The 19,328-nt window shown below is 46.1% G+C and carries 18 protein-coding genes and 1 pseudogene; 6 read left to right on the top strand and 13 right to left on the bottom strand.

The window, feature by feature from the left end; translation table 11 throughout:
* Positions 1 to 2: 2 nt before the first annotated feature.
* Together nagB and nagA are read left to right on the top strand one after the other, a co-directional pair.
* Positions 3 to 731, top strand: a complete 729-nt coding sequence (gene nagB, locus E0698_RS04185; RefSeq protein WP_192510709.1) for a glucosamine-6-phosphate deaminase — start codon at positions 3 to 5, stop codon at positions 729 to 731.
* Positions 728 to 1,948, top strand: coding sequence for an N-acetylglucosamine-6-phosphate deacetylase (gene nagA / locus E0698_RS04180; RefSeq protein ID WP_192510708.1), 1,221 nt, complete (start codon positions 728 to 730; stop codon positions 1,946 to 1,948). Before nagB ends, nagA begins: the two co-directional genes overlap by 4 nt.
* Before the next feature lie 101 nt (positions 1,949 to 2,049).
* Here the strand turns inward: nagA and E0698_RS04175 are convergent, their stop codons facing one another.
* A complete protein-coding gene (locus E0698_RS04175; RefSeq protein ID WP_192510707.1) occupies positions 2,050 to 2,976 on the bottom strand; it encodes a YhcN/YlaJ family sporulation lipoprotein in 927 nt (308 codons plus the stop codon).
* A gap of 193 nt (positions 2,977 to 3,169) precedes the next feature.
* Here E0698_RS04175 and E0698_RS04170 point away from each other — a divergent pair, with 193 nt between their 5' ends.
* Complete coding sequence (locus E0698_RS04170) at positions 3,170 to 4,744, top strand: esterase/lipase family protein (protein ID WP_192510706.1); 1,575 nt, start codon at positions 3,170 to 3,172, stop codon at positions 4,742 to 4,744.
* Positions 4,745 to 4,862: 118 nt separating this feature from the next.
* Here the strand turns inward: E0698_RS04170 and E0698_RS04165 are convergent.
* The 3 genes and pseudogenes from E0698_RS04165 to E0698_RS04155 form a co-directional block, all read right to left on the bottom strand.
* A pseudogene (locus E0698_RS04165) lies at positions 4,863 to 5,341 on the bottom strand (hypothetical protein).
* A gap of 77 nt (positions 5,342 to 5,418) precedes the next feature.
* Positions 5,419 to 5,559, bottom strand: coding sequence for a hypothetical protein (locus E0698_RS26615; RefSeq protein WP_237171583.1), 141 nt, complete (start codon positions 5,557 to 5,559; stop codon positions 5,419 to 5,421).
* Positions 5,560 to 5,582: 23 nt separating this feature from the next.
* Positions 5,583 to 5,945: a sigma-70 family RNA polymerase sigma factor gene (locus E0698_RS04155; protein WP_134914571.1), complete on the bottom strand. Its 363-nt coding sequence runs from the start codon at positions 5,943 to 5,945 to the stop codon at positions 5,583 to 5,585.
* 192 nt (positions 5,946 to 6,137) lie between these two features.
* On the opposite strand from E0698_RS04155, the gene E0698_RS04150 reads away from it, so the two are divergent.
* The gene (locus E0698_RS04150) at positions 6,138 to 6,335 is read left to right on the top strand and encodes a YvrJ family protein (protein WP_238353854.1); all 198 of its coding nucleotides are present in this window, start codon (positions 6,138 to 6,140) and stop codon (positions 6,333 to 6,335) included.
* A 74-nt stretch (positions 6,336 to 6,409) separates the two neighbouring features.
* Here the strand turns inward: E0698_RS04150 and E0698_RS04145 are convergent, their stop codons facing one another.
* Genes E0698_RS04145 through E0698_RS04130 form a run of 4 tightly spaced genes read right to left on the bottom strand, consistent with a single transcriptional unit; the run spans position 6,410 to position 10,609 of the window.
* Positions 6,410 to 7,351, bottom strand: a complete 942-nt coding sequence (locus tag E0698_RS04145; protein WP_192510705.1) for a DUF4340 domain-containing protein — start codon at positions 7,349 to 7,351, stop codon at positions 6,410 to 6,412.
* Positions 7,348 to 8,739: a GldG family protein gene (locus E0698_RS04140; protein WP_192510704.1), complete on the bottom strand. Its 1,392-nt coding sequence runs from the start codon at positions 8,737 to 8,739 to the stop codon at positions 7,348 to 7,350. Before E0698_RS04140 ends, E0698_RS04145 begins: the two co-directional genes overlap by 4 nt.
* A 5-nt stretch (positions 8,740 to 8,744) precedes the next feature.
* Positions 8,745 to 9,467, bottom strand: a complete 723-nt coding sequence (locus tag E0698_RS04135) for an ABC transporter permease (protein ID WP_192510703.1) — start codon at positions 9,465 to 9,467, stop codon at positions 8,745 to 8,747.
* A complete protein-coding gene (locus E0698_RS04130) occupies positions 9,464 to 10,609 on the bottom strand; it encodes an ABC transporter ATP-binding protein (protein ID WP_192510702.1) in 1,146 nt (381 codons plus the stop codon). Before E0698_RS04130 ends, E0698_RS04135 begins: the two co-directional genes overlap by 4 nt.
* 710 nt (positions 10,610 to 11,319) lie before the next feature.
* Here E0698_RS04130 and E0698_RS04125 point away from each other — a divergent pair.
* The gene (locus E0698_RS04125) at positions 11,320 to 12,354 is read left to right on the top strand and encodes a glycosyltransferase family 4 protein (RefSeq protein WP_443146899.1); all 1,035 of its coding nucleotides are present in this window, start codon (positions 11,320 to 11,322) and stop codon (positions 12,352 to 12,354) included.
* 9 nt (positions 12,355 to 12,363) lie between these two features.
* Here E0698_RS04125 and E0698_RS04120 read toward each other — a convergent pair whose 3' ends face one another.
* The 3 genes from E0698_RS04120 to E0698_RS04110 all read right to left on the bottom strand — a co-directional run bounded on the left by E0698_RS04120 (position 12,364) and on the right by E0698_RS04110 (position 16,128).
* Positions 12,364 to 12,561, bottom strand: coding sequence for a hypothetical protein (locus tag E0698_RS04120; RefSeq protein ID WP_192510701.1), 198 nt, complete (start codon positions 12,559 to 12,561; stop codon positions 12,364 to 12,366).
* A gap of 311 nt (positions 12,562 to 12,872) precedes the next feature.
* A complete protein-coding gene (locus E0698_RS04115) occupies positions 12,873 to 14,723 on the bottom strand; it encodes a beta-glucoside-specific PTS transporter subunit IIABC (RefSeq protein ID WP_192510700.1) in 1,851 nt (616 codons plus the stop codon).
* Positions 14,724 to 14,847: 124 nt separating this feature from the next.
* On the bottom strand, positions 14,848 to 16,128 hold the full coding sequence (locus E0698_RS04110; RefSeq protein WP_192510699.1) for an apiosidase-like domain-containing protein: 1,281 nt from the start codon (positions 16,126 to 16,128) through the stop codon (positions 14,848 to 14,850).
* Positions 16,129 to 16,372: 244 nt separating this feature from the next.
* Here E0698_RS04110 and E0698_RS04105 point away from each other — a divergent pair, with 244 nt between their 5' ends.
* On the top strand, positions 16,373 to 17,401 hold the full coding sequence (locus E0698_RS04105) for a LacI family DNA-binding transcriptional regulator (RefSeq protein WP_044645740.1): 1,029 nt from the start codon (positions 16,373 to 16,375) through the stop codon (positions 17,399 to 17,401).
* A gap of 176 nt (positions 17,402 to 17,577) precedes the next feature.
* Here E0698_RS04105 and arsC read toward each other — a convergent pair whose 3' ends face one another.
* Together arsC and E0698_RS04095 are read right to left on the bottom strand one after the other, a co-directional pair.
* Positions 17,578 to 17,997: an arsenate reductase (thioredoxin) gene (gene arsC, locus E0698_RS04100; protein ID WP_044645741.1), complete on the bottom strand. Its 420-nt coding sequence runs from the start codon at positions 17,995 to 17,997 to the stop codon at positions 17,578 to 17,580.
* Between the two features lie 26 nt (positions 17,998 to 18,023).
* Positions 18,024 to 19,319 carry an arsenite/antimonite efflux transporter gene (locus E0698_RS04095; protein ID WP_192510698.1) on the bottom strand — a complete coding sequence of 432 codons (1,296 nt, stop codon included), beginning with the start codon at positions 19,317 to 19,319 and terminating at the stop codon, positions 18,024 to 18,026.
* Between the last annotated feature and the right edge of the window lie 9 nt (positions 19,320 to 19,328).

Here is a 19,328-nt window from a genome sequence, read left to right as displayed (position 1 = left end):
AGATGAACATACGTATTTTGAACAGCCGTGAAGACCTGAATGCTACCGCTGCCGCTGTGATCGCCAGTTTACTGCTGAACAAGCCTCAGGCCATGCTTGGGCTCGCTACCGGAAGTACACCCATCGGCATTTACCGTCACCTTGCAGAAATGTACCGTAAGGGCCAGGTGAGCTTTGCACGAGCCTACTCCGTGAATCTCGATGAATACGTTGGTCTTCCCCCGGAACATCCGCAGAGCTACCGCAGCTTTATGAATGAGCACTTGTTTCAGCACATCGACATTCCTCTTGCCCATACGCGCGTACCTGACGGTAATGCGTCCGATCTGGCAGCAGAATGTGCGGCCCACGAGCAGGCAATTCTGGATCATGGACCCGTCGATCTCCAATTGCTCGGCATTGGTCACAACGGTCATATCGGCTTTAATGAACCTGGGCACAGCCTGACGGGAGTCACACATGTGGTGGATTTGGAAGAGAGAACACGCACAGCGAATGCCCGATTTTTTGGTAATATAGAAACTGTACCCAAGCAAGCAGTCACGATGGGGGTTGGCACGATTCTGAAGGCGAAGCAAATTGTACTGGTCGCTTTTGGCGCGGATAAGGCAGACATTGTAAAGCAAGCTTTCACCGGACCTGTAACCACAGAATGCCCGGCTTCTCTGCTGCAATGTCATCCCAACGTGCTGATTTTACTGGATCAGGAAGCGGGAGGCTGGTTGAATTGAACTCGGATGAAACGAATGGTGATTTAACCCAACTGTTGTATGGACAAGTCGTTATAGGGAATCACATGATTGAAAAAGGGGTTGTCGCCATAGAGGGGCAATCCATCGTATATGCTGGTGCAGAGGATGATTTGCCTGCTGATCTAGTTGCAGCAGCAGTGCAAAATAAGAGTGATGGTGCAGCGGTGGGGGCAAACATCGTGCGATTGGAAGGTGGCTATCTGCTGCCGGGCTTCATAGATATTCATGTTCACGGGGGTAACGGCGAGGACTTTATGGACGCCAATCCGCAGGTGCTGGATACGATTACCTCTTTTCACGGCTCCCAAGGAACGACCGCAATGCTGGCTACTACGATGACCGCACCCAAGGATCGAATCGACCGGGTGCTAAGTGAGGTTCACGCCTACATGGCGCAGCCTATGCCCTATGCACAACTGGAGGGCGTACATTTGGAAGGGCCGTTCATTAGCCCATACTGGCCGGGAGCGCAAAACCCGGAGCACATTCAACCACCTAATCTGGCCTGGGCGAAGGAATGGGAGCAGCGCTATCCGGGCCTTGTCCGCCAGTTGACGCTTGCGCCCGAACGGGAAGGCGCACTGGAGCTGATTGCATGGCTGCGCAGCCATAACATTACTGCGGCTCTCGGTCATACGGATGCCACGTATGAAGAAGTGGAACGCGCAGCGGCGGCGGGCCTGAACCATGCGGTGCATGCGTTCAATGCCATGACTCCGCTGCATCACCGCAAGCCGGGAGCCGCCGGAGCTGTGCTTGCTGATCCGCGCATTGAAGCGGAAGTTATTGCGGACGGTATCCACGTTCATCCGGCAGCGGTCTCCCTGCTCGCCAAGCTGAAACGGGAGCACAATCTTATTCTCATCACCGATGCTATGTCTGCCACCGGGCTGGAGGACGGACATTACACACTCGGCGATTTACCAGTAATCGTGCAGGGCAGTGTGGCACGGCTGGAGGATGGCGTGACTCTGGCAGGAAGCACGCTGACGATGATTGAAGGCTTCCGATATCTGGTTCGTCATGTGGGTCTGACTATTCCCGAGGCATCACAAACAGCCAGCCTGAATCCGGCTAAGTCCCTGAACATTACGCATCGGACAGGTTTGCTTGCAGCAGGTAAACAAGCAGACGTTCTGTTACTGGATGCAGACTTGAAGCTGCAAGGCGTATGGATCAAAGGAGTGCGAAGATAATTCAGTATTATGATTACCCCTAAACCAAAAAGCTATCCCCCCGGCGGTCATCCGCCGAGATGGATAGCTCTTTTTTTGGCATTACACACATATGTGGTGAATTAGCGATGATTCAGAGGTGCAGGGGTATGATTTTGTGGACGAGTTGGTGCCGTTGTTGATCCTTCTGTTGGACGGTTTGTATCTGCCGCAGAGGTCGGGAATACACGTTCAATCACATCCACCATTTCATTGCTCAAGCCTCTGATCGGACGACCATTTTGCACACTGCGCGAAAAGTCAGTGGTTTGTTTGATAAAGTCCGGGTTAGCCGATACATACACCTGTTCAATCGAAGGTGCAAATTGCTTAACTTTGTTAGCAATACGGCTCTTGACTTCATCACTTGGTTCGTATGCAGTTCTTGCTCCCTCGATTGTGGTATTAGTGTTATCTGTACGATTGTTGTCCGTCAAGCCACGCAACATACCGTACGAGCCTGTACCCATCGTACCGAACAAACCATCATCACGACGCGCAGGTGTTCCATTCCCGGTAACACCATTGTCAGTCATTCCTGGCGTTGTAGTATCTGTAGTACGGTTCCCTCTAGTACCATTAACACCATTCACACTCGGTACATTTTTGTTACGCTCAGTACCGTTGACGCTCGGAGTACCGACACCTTTTCCGTTTCCTTGATCATTCAAGGAAACCGCTACATAGGCATTACGTTCACCAACCAGTACCGTCGCTGATTTTACATCTGGCAGCTCAGATATGCGATTGGATAGGGAACGATCTACACGCAGATTACCGACACGGTTTCCATTTTCGTTAGCATTTTCATTCGGCCGCATTCCGTCCATACCATTGGACTTGACCCCGAAACGGTTCACACCATCCATCTGTGTGTTCTGTGCATTGTAACGGGCATTGTTCGTGCGGACGTTACGATTATCTGCTTCCCCACATCCAGTCAAAGCAGCCATGCTGGCGAGTAAAGCAGCAGAAATCGTAAAACTGATGACCTTCTTAGTTACTGGCATGAACTCATCCTCCATACATATAAAATGTGTGACGTGTATAGGATGCGCTATGATTCTCAGGGCTATGCTGACTAAAAAATGACTAAAAAATAAAATTTTAATGTAAATATGAAATACAATTGATGATTTACCACAAGATGGCATGTATAATAAGTTTGAAAAATACTTTATTTTACAAAGGAGGATTTTCAGTTTGAAAAAGATCACCGTTTTGATGCTCATTTTTTTGTTATCCGTCACTCTTGTCCCCGTCGGCGCTTTTGCAGGCTCCACTACACCCCAATCCCCGAAAGATCCTGGAGGAAGCTGGGCAGAAGGCCCACCACCTAATCGCGTTGATCCTGCCAAGCCCGCACTATTATTTGTACATGGTTTGAACAGCAGCGCGGAAGTCTGGAAGAATAATAACGACATGCTTCAGCGCGCACGTGACGCCGGATACCAGACGGCCACCGTTAATCTGTACGATGCAAATGGCACATCACAGGATATGTGGGACAATGGAAAGCTTCTAGCCGACAAAATTAAGGTCATTAGTAATCACTTTGGAAAAAAACTCATCATCATTGCCCACAGCAAAGGTGGAGTGGATACTCAAACCGCTCTTGCATATAACGGAGCCGCTCCCTATGTACAACGTGTGATCACCCTCAGCAGTCCCCATCATGGCTCACAACTTGCAGATCTCGCATACAGTAGCTGGGCCGGGTGGCTGGCAGATATTATTGGCTCACAAAATCCCGGCACCTCTACTTTACAAACCTCTTATATGAAGTATTACCGATCCAAGACCGATGCACTCAGCAACGCAACTACAATCCCATTCTTCACGTTTGCTGGTGATAACTGGTCCGACGGCAGCGCTTCCTACATACTGGGCGGACTTTACCTCTCATCCTTTGGCAAGAATGATGGACTAGTCACAGTCGACAATGCCAAGCTTCCCGGTGGACGTGTAGTTAAAGTCGGACCCTGGGATCATGCCAAAGTTCGTACCGGATCTTACGTCTTCTCCCTGATCCAACCTTACCTCCAAGCGAATACTCCAGCATTGAATCAAGAATCTGAGGTACTTTCAGCATCTTCCTTGACTGCCTCTGCATTTCAATCCACCTATAGCGATATCGATAATTCCTACTTTATCCGAGGCGGCGACTATAACGGTAAAGCATCAGAAACCCTTACCGTTGAAAATGGCGTCAAATCCATTGATTTGGACTGGATCAGCGATAAACGTGTAAGTAAACTTGAGCTGTCCAAGCCTGACGGTACCAGCGAGATCGTTAATCTGAAAGCAGGTTATGATGACGAAATTTTTGCTGGTGCCTGGCATCATAACGCCGTCATTAAAAATCCAAAACCGGGTATCTATAAACTGAACGCCACGATTCCTGATAAAGGAGCGTATCTTCTGATCGCTCGCTACCATGCTGCTCAGGTGCCTGAACTAAAATACAAGCTCAATGCCGTAGGTCCGAAGCTGAATCTGGAGCCACAGAATTCCCCTGACAGCGTTACGCAAGTCACCTATCAGGTGCAATATTACGGTGATCCACAGCAAGGAATTACTTCTGCGACCAAGGGTCTGACGGTACAGCAAAAAACCGTTAATCCCACCGGACAAATCGAGCTGTCCAAAGCGGACAAGCCCGGCATCTATTCCGTAACCTATGAAATTAACGGCACCACAGAGGCAGGATATCCGTATCGCCGCACAGCTGTTCAATCCGTCTATATTGATGCTGACGGAAATAAGTATGTTGATTAAATAAATCTACAACCTAAAAAGCCTGCGAAACACCCATTATAGTTTGGGCGTTCGCAGGCTTCTTCATTATTGCAAAACATCTTGATAGAGGAAATACTTTGTAATCCATTCGTTGTGTTCAATCTGATGTCTGATTCCTCAGCTTATTAAGCCAATAGTAGCGGTGTAACTCCATAATAAAATGAAAAAGAACAAATGCCAGCATGGAGTATACACTCATCAATACTGTGGCAACTAATTGTTGTGTAGCAAATCCGATGGAAAGATTGGAGTATCCAGACCCAACATGCCATAAGCAAACTTTTGTGTCATGATCATGAAGCCAATAGAACAAACCAAACCAAATACACCACGGAATAAAATGTAATTCAACTGCAATTTGCGTGGCATTATAACCAGTACAAGGGCCCAAATGTTTATCAGAACAATCGGTGGCATCAGTACATAAACGTAAACTGCAATGTAGGGATTTCCCACTAAGGGGATAATCAAAAACAGATCTAACAGTAATAAAACAAGAATGAAGACATTGGAACGAATACTGTTGACTGGATACATCTTCATATTTTTTTCAAAAGAAGCCCTGTTATCACTCATAAACTTATAAGCCCTCCGTTAAATAAGTTAAACCTACCGATAAGGATAGACAAGGCTATATCCATTGTCCACTTTTTCTATTGATCTGTCTTTAACTCTTGCCGCAGTTCTTCTATAAAATCAGCCACGATACTTTGAACGGCATCCTCACGGGACATGCGGATATACCGGCTGGTTTTCTGAATATCTTCCTTGAACAAATGAAGTATCCTGCTCATAGCTTCCTGATCTCCGCCTCGTGCTAATTGGAGCAGTTTGATGAACTCAGCATCTGAGATAATTGATTCAGCATTTTCTTTTTCCATTTATTCACCGCCTGTTGGGATAGCTTCAGTTCTCTTGCAATCTGTGCTTCGGTTTTGTCTAGTATGTAAAGGTCAAAGATGATGGCTTTTCCGATCTCAGATGGTAGAGAGTTAATGAGCTGTAGAGTGTACATTTTAGAGTTTGCAGAGTCTGTAAAAGATGGAGTAGCGACGGCTTCGTTCTTTTCCATAACAAATTCATGATTCATTTGTACCCGAGCACGATACTGAATTCTCCATGCAATGCGGTACAGCTTTTTACGATATTGTTCAACCAATGTTAGCTGAGATTGATTCATCATAAACCACCCTTTCTCTTTGGATTTGGCTTTTCGAAATCCTCGTATTATAGGGTAATTTGAGAACATATTTTACAACCAGAACAGAACATTTGTTCTCATTTATTATACTATTTTTTGGGTCGGTTGTATACGGTTCTTTTTATTTACCTTCCTTATATATATGGCTAAAAAGGAGGGAAACCATTGCAGATGGATGATGCTCTTTCTATCATAACCAACGTAGGCTTTCCGGCAGGTCTTTGCTTTATTTTGTTGCGGCACATCCTGCACACCATGGAAGAAAAGCTGGATAAGCTGGATCTCTCGCTTCATGAGCTGATTGAGGTCATCAAGGAATTAAACGATGGGAACCGGCATTCTTCCAAAAGCGGCAAGCCTGACGAGTAACGAACACAAAAAAGCTCCAATCGACGATGATCCGCCGATGGAGCCTCTTTGCCGTGCATTACTATTTCTAACGTTTATGTTCCAGTTTGAGCCTGGTCATGTCCAGCTTGTTCAATACGCTCCACGTCTGATGCCGACAGCCCATACGCCCAGTTGCTTTGCGGTGGCACAACCCATACAGTATCCGGGTCACCGTTTACCGTCCAGCCCTGATACACCAACTGTGGATTGTCCTGCTTGCCCAGCGATACGCTCAGCGTAAAGCGATGAACAGGTTTGTTCAGTTCGGATGCTTTGCGCAAAGACTGGCTGCTGGCCAGATTCTTGATTTGCTGTGATAAGGAAGTCCCCACATCACTGGTTACCGACTTTCCATTCAGCGTCCAAGCTGTGGAAGAGCTTTCCACCGTTCCTCCGTCACCGGAAGACTTGAGCATCCAGGAGGCTGACTGACCTTCCCACTCCAGTCCGCTCAGCTTGTCATCATCCCAGTCGAACGGCGTCGTATCCGTAAAATCGGCTGCACCCAGTAGCAACCCGGAAAGAGCGTCCATAGGTACAGAAGCCACTTCTTTTTTATCTGACAGCACATAGACAGCATCACCGGAAGGCAGCGTTTCACCAAAAGCAAAAGTATGCTCGCTTCCATCCTTGGTCTTGATCTGAATTTGGTTGTTGGTAGCGCTGATTCCGTATTTGGCTACGTCTTTTGGAGAAGATTCCACCACCTCACCAAGCTTCACGTTTTGAATAGCGGCTAACCAATTATCAATCATATAGCCGTTTAACGGATAAGACTGAGGCTTGCTCATGCTCCATTTGCCATCATGTTGGGTAAGTTCGACCGACTTGCCTTCCTTCCCTGTTATAGCAAAAGACGTAATATTCCCCTGCGTAAGCTGAACCAACTGGCGAGCTGCAGGAGCTTGTTCACGAAAAAAGTTTTGGCTCTTGGCATAGACTATACCCGCTCCCAATACAACTAACAGCAGCACTGTGGGTATCCATTTTCTCATGCTCTTCTTCGCCTCCACCATAATAAGATTCCGGCTGCCGCGAACAACAACGGCAATCCGATCACGGATAGGGTCAATATAGTCTTCGCTTGCGCAGGAGTCAAATAAACCACCTTATAATCCTGCTCCTGACGAGGACGAATGGTAAGCCCGTCAGATTGTTCCTGTACATAATTCAGACTGTTCAGGACAAAATCCCGATTGCCTCCCGTGCTGATCTCGGTGTCGCTCAGAAGGGCCGACGTTCCGAGAATAATTGCTTTAGGCTTGCCGTCCTTGCCATCTACCGCGTAACCCAGATCAAGCGGCCCCTGCGGGTCCTTGTCATCCTTCTGTGTTTCGTTGTTCAGCAGCCCTTGAATATTCGTTTCGCCATAGCTGGCGGCAGAAGATTTGAGCAAGGCCGTAGTCTTCCAATTCTTCTGCTCCCCTGCTTGCAGAGCAATGGACAGCGAAAGCACCGGGTACAGATTGGACGCAGCCAGCTTATCCGTAATCGCATGACTGCCAAAGGTAGGCACTGTAAACAGAGGTCCAAGCGTATTCGTCTGCTCCTGATCCACCACGATCGCATGTGTATCCTTCACACCGTAATCAGCCGCCAGTGCGTCAAGATTTTTCCAGTCCGATTGCATGTTCGGATGAAAGCCCAACGCCAGAAAAAGCTTTCCACCACCACTCAAGTAGGTGCGAATGCTTTTCAGCTCCGTCGCGCTGATATCCCGTTGCGGCCCCACAATAGCCAGCACCGATGCATCTTTAGGCACGCTACCCGCCTGATTGAGCTGCACTTCTTCTGTTTTCACATTATCCTGCGCCAGTGAATTGCTCAATCCGGTCATTTGGGACAAAGGGATCTCCTCATGTCCAGTTAGGAAAACAGCTTTTCCCTGGCGGGTAGACGATAGCCCCAGCAGTCCGCTGGTCAGCTTTTCTTCCCCTGTAAACTGGTACGCCCCCTCGCTACTTCCCTGTGCCTGTGTAAACAGACTACCTATATCAATAACACGTTTCTTCTCACCCTGAACCAGCACGATGGATGCTTCGGTGACACCGTATTCCTTGGCCAGCAGCGGCTCCTGATTCAGATCATATTGCTCGACCTTGAGCTTGCTGTTACGCTTGGCGTATTCCCTCAGCATATCCGTAACGTCCCGGTTCAGCTTTTGATTTTGCGAAGTCGATACGGTAAAAGCAATCAGACGCACGTCTTCCTTCACTCCCTGAATGGCCGTCAATGTCTGATCAGACAACGTATACTGTTTGCCTGCCGTCAAATCTAGCTGAAAGCCTCCCAGCGAACGCAGAAACAACGTCAGCAAAATAAAAATACCTACAGCAGCAACCGACAATACCACACTGTTTGTATGACCCAGCCATTTTTTCATGTTCATCACCTCCACCGTTTCCGTTCGACCACCTGAATGCTGAATAACAAAAAGAGCGCCGCCACCGTCACGTAATACAGCACATCGGCTCCGTTCAGCAATCCTTTGGTGAAGCTGTCAAACCGTGCGGTTAGTGAAAAAGGCTCCAGCCATTGCTGCAATGCCGCAGACGCGCCTGTTTGTCCACCAAACGAATCCAGCATCCAAAATACAAGCAAAATAATAAAGCTGACGACCGCAGACATCATCTGATGCTGCGAAAGCGTCGAAGCGAACAGACCAATGGCCATCATGGCTGCACCCAGCATAAACAGACCGATCACAGACGTAAATACGAGTGTCCAGTCCAGCGATCCATAAAAGGACATCACGACCGGATACGCCAGGCTGCACAGCACCAAAATCAGCAGCATGCCCAGGGAAGCCAAAAATTTACCCACAATCATTTCCGTCACACTCACTGGCGAGGTAAGTAACAGCTCATCCGTACCCTGCCTGAATTCCTCCGCTACCAGCCTCATCGTGAGCAGTGGGACGACGAACACCAGCATGGACAGCGTGTCACCGAGTACCAGCCGATAGTCCAAGATGCTTGGCTGATACATGACAAAATTCGTGTAAAAGAGCAACCCCGTCAGCAGCATGTACACCGCAAGCGCAAAATACGTTGTCGGCGTCCATAGATAGGCTTGCAGCTCTTTTTGACAGACCGCGAACAAGCGCCTCATGGCCGCTCACCTCCTGTACTCTTGTCTTGCCCGGCTTTGTTGTTGCCGGACGCAGCTTCTTGGCTGTCCTCAGCAACACCTGCGGAAATTTCATTTTCCGTCGAATGCTCGACTTGTTCCACTACATTCACTTGATCGGCCTGACCTGCTTTTGATTCGCGAGTCGTTAACTGCTGGAATATATTTTCCAAGCTGAGGCTTTCTTTTTTCAACTCTAAAATCGGAAGCTTCGCACCAGACAGCACATAAAAAAGCTCCTCACGGAAATCCTCACTGGAAGCGCCTGTCAGTAAGCATCCGGTCAAATCTTCCTCAGTTGCAGTCTGCTTCGTGTCAGCTTGAGACAAGCCAGATGTTAATAGCTCCACCTCTACTTTCCCCCAACCGCGAAGAACGTTCAGCACCTGCTCACGGCTGCCTTTGACCTCTACTTTTACCTTAAATCCGTCTTCCATCGAACCGCCGAGCGCCTCAGGCCGTCCATCCAGCACCAACTCACCCTCATGGATGATAAGAACCCGATTACACAAGGCGTCCACCTCGGGCAAAATATGTGTGCTGAGCAGCACCGTATGATTTTCTCCAATCTCCTGAATGAGCTGGCGAATTTCGAGAATCTGATTCGGGTCCAAACCTGAGGTCGGCTCATCCAGCACCAGCAAATCCGGGTTATGAATAATCGCCCCCGCCAGTCCCAAACGTTGCTTATACCCTTTGGACAAACTGCGTACCAGTTGCTTTTCACGCCCGTTCAGCCCAAGCCGGGAAATCATCTCGGAAATGCGCAGCTTTTGTTCTCTCGCAGGCACATCTCGAATGCTTGCCACAAACTTTAAATAGGATCGAACGGACATATCTCCATACAGAGGGGGCGTTTCCGGCAAATAACCGATTTTGGAACGAGCCTGTCTGCCCTGCTCCTGAATCGGGATGCCATCAATCGTAATCACTCCCTCATTCGGCTGGAGATACCCTGTAATCATGCGCATCGTCGTCGTTTTGCCTGCACCATTAGGCCCCAGAAACCCAACAATCTCGCCACGCTGCATTTCAAAATCCAGCTTATGTACGCCCCGGTTGCCCTCATACCACTTGCTCACCTGCTGCACCTTGAGCACACGCTTCACCCTTTCTTTTATCATATTGCAAAATCATAGTCTTTCACTGTAACTACCCATTCGTCCCAACATCTCTATTCCCTTTTCCCATATCAAAAATGATGCATTAAATAAGCTGAACTTAAAAGTTACATGTAGCGCCACTACGCAGACAGATGGTGCTTCCCATCGCCACCGCCCCCGTATTTCTTGAATTGAACCTATGAGTAGGGTAGAAATCCGGGGACAAAATTGACCGCTTCGCTTGTACAGCACCATTCCGTCTACTCCGTTTTTTATGTGAATTTTTCTAGTTCAGCTTATATAGAAGCAGGTAGAAGCGTAGCGGAGGATTTGAAGCTGGAGAAGCGATAGCGCTCGCCTTTGCCGTGGGATTCTTACCTTCTCATGTCTTATATAATCAAAGAGAATCCCACGGCAACACTTTTAAACTCTAATGTTAATCCCACACATATAACTCCAGCTTAAAGTCACTTAAATATAAGCTTAAAATAATATGTCTAAAATGTGAACGAATGATTGTGCTTTTACACTCGTTAACTAGTACGGTTCGCCCTAACATTCATTTGCATCCCCGCCTCATCCACAATTATATGCTGATTCAATCCAGGCCTCCATAGATACCCACACCCCGTCCTTTTGCTGGAATACCTTGATAATAGGAAGCTTTCGATTGGCCGAAGGGGGTTATTGAGATCAAAGTTCTATTTACCTTTTATATACCCAGCGGCGGCGTGGAAACCTTGAACCGCCAACGCTGCAAGGTGCTTAGCCAGGATGGGATTGAATGCCATCTTCTCTACTATCAGCAGGGTACGGGGATGCAAAACTTGCATGGAGATATTCCCGTGTTTATGACTTCTTCCGAGGGAGATATTTCTAGTCTGATACACACTCACCGTTACGATGCCATCGTCGTCTCGTCGGATTACCAGATGCTCGCAAAACTGCGCATTTTGGGCTATCAGGGTGTGCTAATCTATGAATCACAGGGCTTCGGTCCGCATGTGGAGGCTGCATTGGTAGTAGGCGAAGCCACACCGTTACTTCAAAGATACGCCAATGCAGTACTACTACCCACCACTACGCATCTGGTCGAACTATTTTCCAGCATGTGTCCGTGGCTTAAGCGTTACGTGTTTCCAAACGTACTGGATACCAGCGTATTTAATTATGTACCTAACACTCCTCCGATCAATCCGGTCATTGCATGGGTTGGGCGACTGGAGCCGAACAAAAACTGGAGGCATTTTATCGATATCTCTTACTGGATGCTGCAAAACCGCCCGGATCTTCGCATCTGGATGTTCTATGATAATACCCTTTCGCAGCCAGAGGATAAGGTACACTTCGAGAGCATGGTTACACAGCTTGGCTTGTCCTCCATTGTAGAACGTTTCAACAACGTGCCTCATGCCAAAATGCCTCTGTATTACTCCATGATTGGCGATTCAGGCGGGTATCTGTTGTCCACTTCGCTGGTAGAGGGTTTTGGGTACGCCGTAGCTGAGGCCATGGCTTGCCGCTGCCCCGTACTCAGCTCTGATTCTGACGGGGTGCGAACCTTCATCGACCATAACGTAACGGGTAAATTTTATACGCAAGGAAATATCTCGCAGGCGGTATTGGAGGGACTGGATCTGATGAACAACGTGTCACAACGCGAATCCATTCGCCAGAAGGGGCTGACAAGGATCGTCGACCTGTTAGCACCGGATAAATATGTGCAATCCTTCCGGCAAATGATGAATGCGCTGGGCGTGAGGTAATTTATTATTTTAGCGAATGTCCGAAAAAGTCACCTTCCATGTTGCCGTCTGTACTCCATCAGAAGTTGCCGTAATGCATCCGTTGACCGCTTCAAACACCACTTCCACCACTACGGGTACGGATGCCTGGGGAATCGCAACAAGCTCTGTAACTTCGAGTTTCCCCGGTGCTTCGTATATCCGCCATTCAATCTGGCTCCAGTCCATTATCCGCTGTACTTTGAGCCAGTGGAATGTGCGGTACAGCGGCCCCTTCTCTCACAAGCAGGACAATCGGTTACGAGACGTAAAAACGATTCTCCCGCTCGAATATTTTCTCGCCCGGAGATAATGAAAAGCTGGCCGCAATCTGCCTGTTCAGATCATAAACAGACCGGACGTGGCAAAACGGCGCAGGTCTCCAAGGCGATACAGAAACCATTATCCTAAAAAAATAACTGACGACAACCCGTGTTATCTAACACACCGGTCATCGTCAGCTTCACGAATTTCCTTTTTTAGCACTTTATATTTGGCAACTATCTAATATTTAATAACGAATCTCCAGCATGGATATCCTTTTTCCCTTCAACGATGATATCCGTGTACACGGCTGAGTTGGTTACAATGATGGATGTGGTGAGATCATATCCTTCACCTGCTATAGCCTCGGGATCAAATTCAACCAGCTTGTCTCCTTTTTGAATGGCATCCCCTTCAGAGACAAAAGAAGTGAAATGTTTTCCCTTCAGGCTTACCGTATTAATTCCAATGTGAATGAGCAGTTCAACACCATCCTCAGAAATAAGCCCGATTGCATGTTTTGTTTTGAAAACGGTAACAACAGTTCCGTTAAAAGGTGCGTAGGCTACCCCATCTTTCGGAATAATAGCAGCCCCCTGACCCATCGCACCACTTGAGAAAGCTTCATCATTTACAGCGGTTAAAGGAATCAATTCACCGTTTAGAGGACTGAATACCACTTTGTCCTCCTCTTTGCTTTCATCTGCAACCTTAATCTCAGGCGCAGGTTTAGCATTTTTATAGCCGAAAAGATAGGTCAGGATAAATGCGAGTACAAAAGCCACAACCAAAGATATGATAAAGCCGATGAAACCTGCATCTATGCCTTTTGGATTAATGAACAGAGGAATACCAAAAATGCCGCCGGAGGCAAAACCATATGCCGTTGATCCCAGAAAACCTGCCGTGGCTCCCCCTATACCTGCGGCAATGGAAGCTAAAATAAACGGCTTTTTGGCAGGTAGCGTAACCCCGTAAATAGCTGGTTCCGTAACCCCCATCAAGCCTGCAATCGTCGCGGAAGTCGCAATCGGCTTTAATTTAGGGTCACGTGATTTCAAAGCAATGGCAAAGGCCGCACCGGTTTGAGCAAAAGTAGTACAGAACAGCATACCGTTAATCGGATCAAACCCGTTCGTAACTACATTATTCAGGAGAATTGGAATGAATGCCCAATGCAGACCAAAGATAATAATGGCTTGCCAGAACCCGGCCAGAACGAGACCAGCTACAGCCGGACTTAACTGGTAAATCCACATGGAGCCATTAGCTAACCCATCGCTGACTATAGTTGATATCGGCCCGACAACCAGAAAAACAATCGGTGATATGATGACCAAGGTCAGAAAAGGCACAATGAACATTTTAATGGAGGCAGGTGCATACTTGCTTATCATTTTTTCGACCTTAGCTGCCAAAAATGCTCCAATAATGATAGGTATAACAGAAGAAGTATAATTAATCAGAACAACAGGTATGGTCAAAAAGGACAGCGCCGTTTTATCCGTAAAGGCGGAAGTCATGGTCGGATACACCAAGGCGGCCCCCAAAACAGCAGACAGGTACGGGTTTCCTCCAAATTTTTTACCTGCTGAAAACCCTAGAATAATCGGAAAGAAATAAAACATAGCGTCTGCTGTCGCATATAAAATTTTATATGTGCCCATCTGATCCGTCATCCAGCCCAGGGATGTGCATAAGGCCAGCAGTCCTTTTAGAATCCCTACAGCGGCGAGCACACCAACAACGGGCATGAACACGCCTGAGATCACATCGACAAATCGGCTGAATAAACTGGATTTCTCATTGGTTTGCTCTTCTTGACTCGCTTGATCCGGCTTTACTCCCATCGTCTCCAAAAGAGCTTCGTATACTTTGGGAACCTCATTCCCAATGACCACCTGAAATTGTCCGCCGCTTTCTACGACAGTAATGACACCGTCAATCTGTTTGATTTTTTCTTTATCTGGTAATTGATTATCCTTTAATTTGAATCTCAGTCGAGTGACACAGTGAATTACACTGTTCACATTTTCGCTTCCTCCCACTGAACTTAATACTTCTTCGGCTGTTTTTTTATGATCCATCATGTTCACTCCTTCTTGGATGCGCTTTCTATTTTCTTTTTTGCAATAGCAGCGACAATTATGACGCTTATACCGCCTGCAAGCTTACCCACGATCATAGCTGCCATCATGTTCGTCTTTTGTTTTATTTTGTCCCGATGATCACAACGTCATTTTCAAAACTATGCATTTCCATGACGGATTGATCATCCTGAACGTATACCTCCGTTTGGGCAAAACGTTTTCCCGCTAAATCAATCGTTGTAAACTTGTAATCCTGCACATTGATGCTTAATCGCACCTTTGTGTTAACCGGAATATACAAAACTACGGTATTCTCGTTTCCGGCGGCTCTAATCTCTTCTGTCTTATTTAGAACAATATCCAGCGGCCTAATGCCAACAAGCTTATACATTTCAAACAGATATTTAATAAATGAATAATCCCATGCACCTTCAAAACGTAATGCCGTTCTCCAATCATAGGGACTATCAAAGCCTTCCCCTTCTACGATGCCGAATTTCTTCCCTTTTTTATGCCAGCTCCAAATTCCGTGCGCTCCGTATGTTACTCCTGCTCCCCCACCTGCAAGGAGACTCTGCCATGCTGCTTTTCTGGCATCCAATGCAGTATATCTGCCATACACATTACGGCTATAACTGATCTGTTCATAGCATGGTTCCCCATTAATGACTGGCCGTATTTCCGATTTATGATAAAAATGCTGGGCAATCTCATGAGATACATATTGAAATTGTGAATTATGCCCGGATTGATACATATAAAATCCTAGTCCATTGTGTTTTTCAAAAACTTCAGGGATTTCTTTCAATCTTCCTTGAATGTGGAGAGTAGTTAAGCTTTCCGGGCTTACTTGTTGTACAATTTCCAGTGCCTTTAAATAGTAGGCGTTGGCACGTTCTGTCGGAAAATCGGTATCCCCGCTGATCAGAAAAATAGGATCAAATTGGGAAAATCGACTTACTGCATATGCTACATAGCTTTCAATACATTCAAACGGCATTTTATTGTCCTTCTGAAACATATCAGCCCATGTATCAGGTACATAGTTACACCACAGAAGGACCAAAGCTGGAATAAATCCGCGCTCCACAGCCATCTTAATCATGACTTCTGCCCGATCAAAATATACTTCGTTTAATGTATGGTAGTCAAAATCTCCATTCTCCATTAAAGCAAACGGCTGAAGGTTCAAGTCCGATTCACTAGCATCCCATTGTCGGAGCATGTTAATTTGCAACACATTGAACCCCTGCATCTTCCTATAATCAAGGTAATCACTCCACTCCTCCAACGTCGCGTTGGTAAATACGCTCCAAACCGTATCTGCCAAATAAAAAAAAGGGGTTCCCTCTTTTGTAAAACTTCTTTGATCTTCAGCAATGTTTAATCTCAAATGAATCACCTTTCCTTCCTTGCTGCATTCTTAATTTTTTTCTAAATATAACTAAACTAAAAAACTAATTTTATATTTTTTTCGTAAAATAAACTAAATTAAAGCGCTTTACATCTGAATATTAACATCAAAAATCATAATTGGTCAACATTTTTTTATTTATCACATTTTAGTTTAGTTTAGTTTATAAACTAAACTTTCTCGTATAATAATGTTATAATTTATGTAGTTTAGTCCAATAGGAGGATCCACATTGAAAATTGATGATATTGCAAGGCTTGCCGGTGTTTCGAAATCTGCCGTCTCTCTTGCTTTTAATAATAAGCCCGGAGTTAGCGAAGAAACGAAGCAGCATATTTTGAAAATCGCTGAAGAACATGAATATAAACCACGAACCATGAAGACAAACAAGGAATTCTCTAAAAATTACAATGTGATTCGTTTTGTTGCGTGCAAAAATACAGACATCGTAACAGAGCATTATGACTCGCTTCCATTTTTTAATGAATTAATTCATCATATTACCAATCAGGTGAGAGAACATGGAAACACCCTTATTTTTTCGTCTTTTGATAGCCATAGCCTTGAAGAAGAATTATCTGCTCTGGAAAAAGACCACCCCTCCTCTGGGGTGCTTCTGCTTGGCACCAATTTAACTTCCGAGGATATTTATTCTATACAATCCATTCATTCCAATATCGTTATTTTGGATACCTGCTTTGAACATATTGATGCCAGTTTTGTATCCATTAATAACTACCTTGGCGGCTATCAGGCAGGTCAATATTTAATTCAGTTAGGACACAAGAAAATAGGATACGTACAATCCAGTACCAGAATTCTTAACTTTAAAAAACGAAAGGAAGGGTTTATGGCAGCTTTGGAGGAACACAATCTTTCCATAGAAAATGGGCTTACATTTGATTTGAATCCCCTGCTTGTAATGTCACAGGATTCATTTAAAGCAGCTATTCATGAATTGGGTGAGCTGCCTTCGGCATTATTTTGCGAAAATGATTACATGGCGATCAGCGTCATTAAAACGTTTCAAGACATGAACATACGCGTGCCTGAACAAATTTCTGTTATGGGATTTGATAATATTCATGAGGCCAAGGTCATTAGCCCGGAACTCACAACCATTCATGTGAAAAAGGATATTTTGGCCCAAACTGCTGTAAAGTTGCTTATGGAGAGGCTTAACAACAATCAGGAGCATCATACTCAGGTTCTGGTGAATACAGAGGTTATAGAAAGAAAATCTTGTTTAGCCTCAGAATGACCTAGGATAAGGAAACTAAATGGGGTGATAGAGAAGATAACAAGAGGGAGGGTTCAGCATGATATATGATTATGTGAGCTGGACAGGAGCGGTCTTCATCATACTCGCCATTATTTTAAGTGGAACAGGGGTTCTATGATTCTAAAATAAAGCCGCCGGGTAGGCGGCCTGCCTATTTACTCTCCTGTTTCAGCAAACTTATGAATGCGTACCCCAATTTCATCACGCACACGCTGGAAGACGGCCCATTTTTCTTCTTCGGTACCCTGCGCTTTCGCAGGATCATCAAAACCCCAGTGCTCACGGCGCACATGAGGAGGCGTAACAGGACATTTATCCGCTGCATCCCCGCACAAGGTCACAACCAAGTCGGCGGAGTTTAACCGTTCAGAGCTGATGATATCTGATGTTTGCCCTGAAATATCAATCTCCACTTCCTGCATCGCCTGTACAGCTTTCGGGTTCAGTCCATGCGCTTCAATGCCTGCGCTGTATACATTCCAGTGATCGCCCAGAACCTTTTTGGCCCAGCCTTCTGCTATCTGACTACGGCAAGAGTTACCAGTACACAAGAAGTAAATTGTCTTTTTATCCATGATGATCGTCTCCTTTAGTGTTTAAATCATAATATTGTCAACCACAAATATAAACCCAAAAGCGTGAAAAAAAGCGTAGGCAAGGTCAGAATTACACCTGTTTTGAAGTAGGTTCCCCAACGAATCTTTATGCCTTTAGAAGTAAGCACATGCAGCCAGAGCAGCGTAGCCAAGGAGCCAATGGGTGTCATCTTGGGCCCTAAATCCGACCCGATTACATTGGCGTAAACAAGTGCTTCCCGGATCATTCCCGTTGCGTTCGTAGCATGGATCGCCAACGCATTAATCATGACCGTAGGCATGTTGTTCATCACCGACGAAATGACGGCAGCCATAAAACCCATAGCCATCGTAGCCACAAACATCCCCTCGTCTGCTGCCGCTTGAATAAAATGAGCTAGCAAATCTGTCAAACCCACATTACGCAACCCGTATACTACGACGTACATCCCGATGGAGAAAAATACGATGGCCCATGGCGCGCTTCTCATGACTTCTTTTACAGGTACCACAGGACTTTTACGAGCAATAAATAAGAGAATAACAGCAATGATTGTCACAATTACCGAAACTGGAATGTTGAAAAATTCGCTGATCAGATAACCTGCAAGCAGGAGGGTCAGGAAGATCCAGGAAAGCCGGAACATTTTCGCATCCTTAATCGCTTTAGCAGGAGCCGTTACATAAGCAACATCAAACTTTCCTGGAATGCTTTTACGGAAAAAGAGATACAGCACCAACATGCTCGCAGCTATAGAAAAAAAATTCGGAATAATCATACGGCCTGCATACTCCATAAATGTGATGTTGAAGAAATTGGCGGTCACGATGTTAACCAAATTGCTGACGACGAGCGGAAGCGAAGCTGTATCTGCAATAAAGCCGCTGGCTATGATAAAAGGGAATACCCTTGTTTCTTCAAACTTGAGCGCCCGTACCATCGCCAGCACAATGGGAGTCAGGATCAAAGCGGCACCATCATTTGCAAAAAAAGCAGCTACCACCGCTCCCAGCAAAGTCACATACATAAACAGCCGGACCCCGCTTCCCTGCGCAGCCCTCGCCATATGTAAAGCGGCCCATTCAAATAGTCCGATCTTATCCAACACCAATGAAATGAGAATAATAGCTACAAAAGCCAGCGTGGCATTCCACACGATTCGGGTTACTTCCCACACATCTTGAATATGAACCACGCCAACAAGCAGAGCCAAAATTGCTCCTGCAGAGGCTGACCATCCAATAGACAGGTTCTTGGGCTGCCAGATCACCAGCGTCAAAGTTAACAGGAAAATAGCGCATGCCAAGAAAACCGATAACACGCTCAAACC

The organism is Paenibacillus sp. 23TSA30-6 (assembly GCF_014858585.1).
Classification (GTDB): Bacteria; Bacillota; Bacilli; order Paenibacillales; family Paenibacillaceae; genus Paenibacillus.
This window is presented reverse-complemented; position numbering and strand designations above follow the sequence as displayed.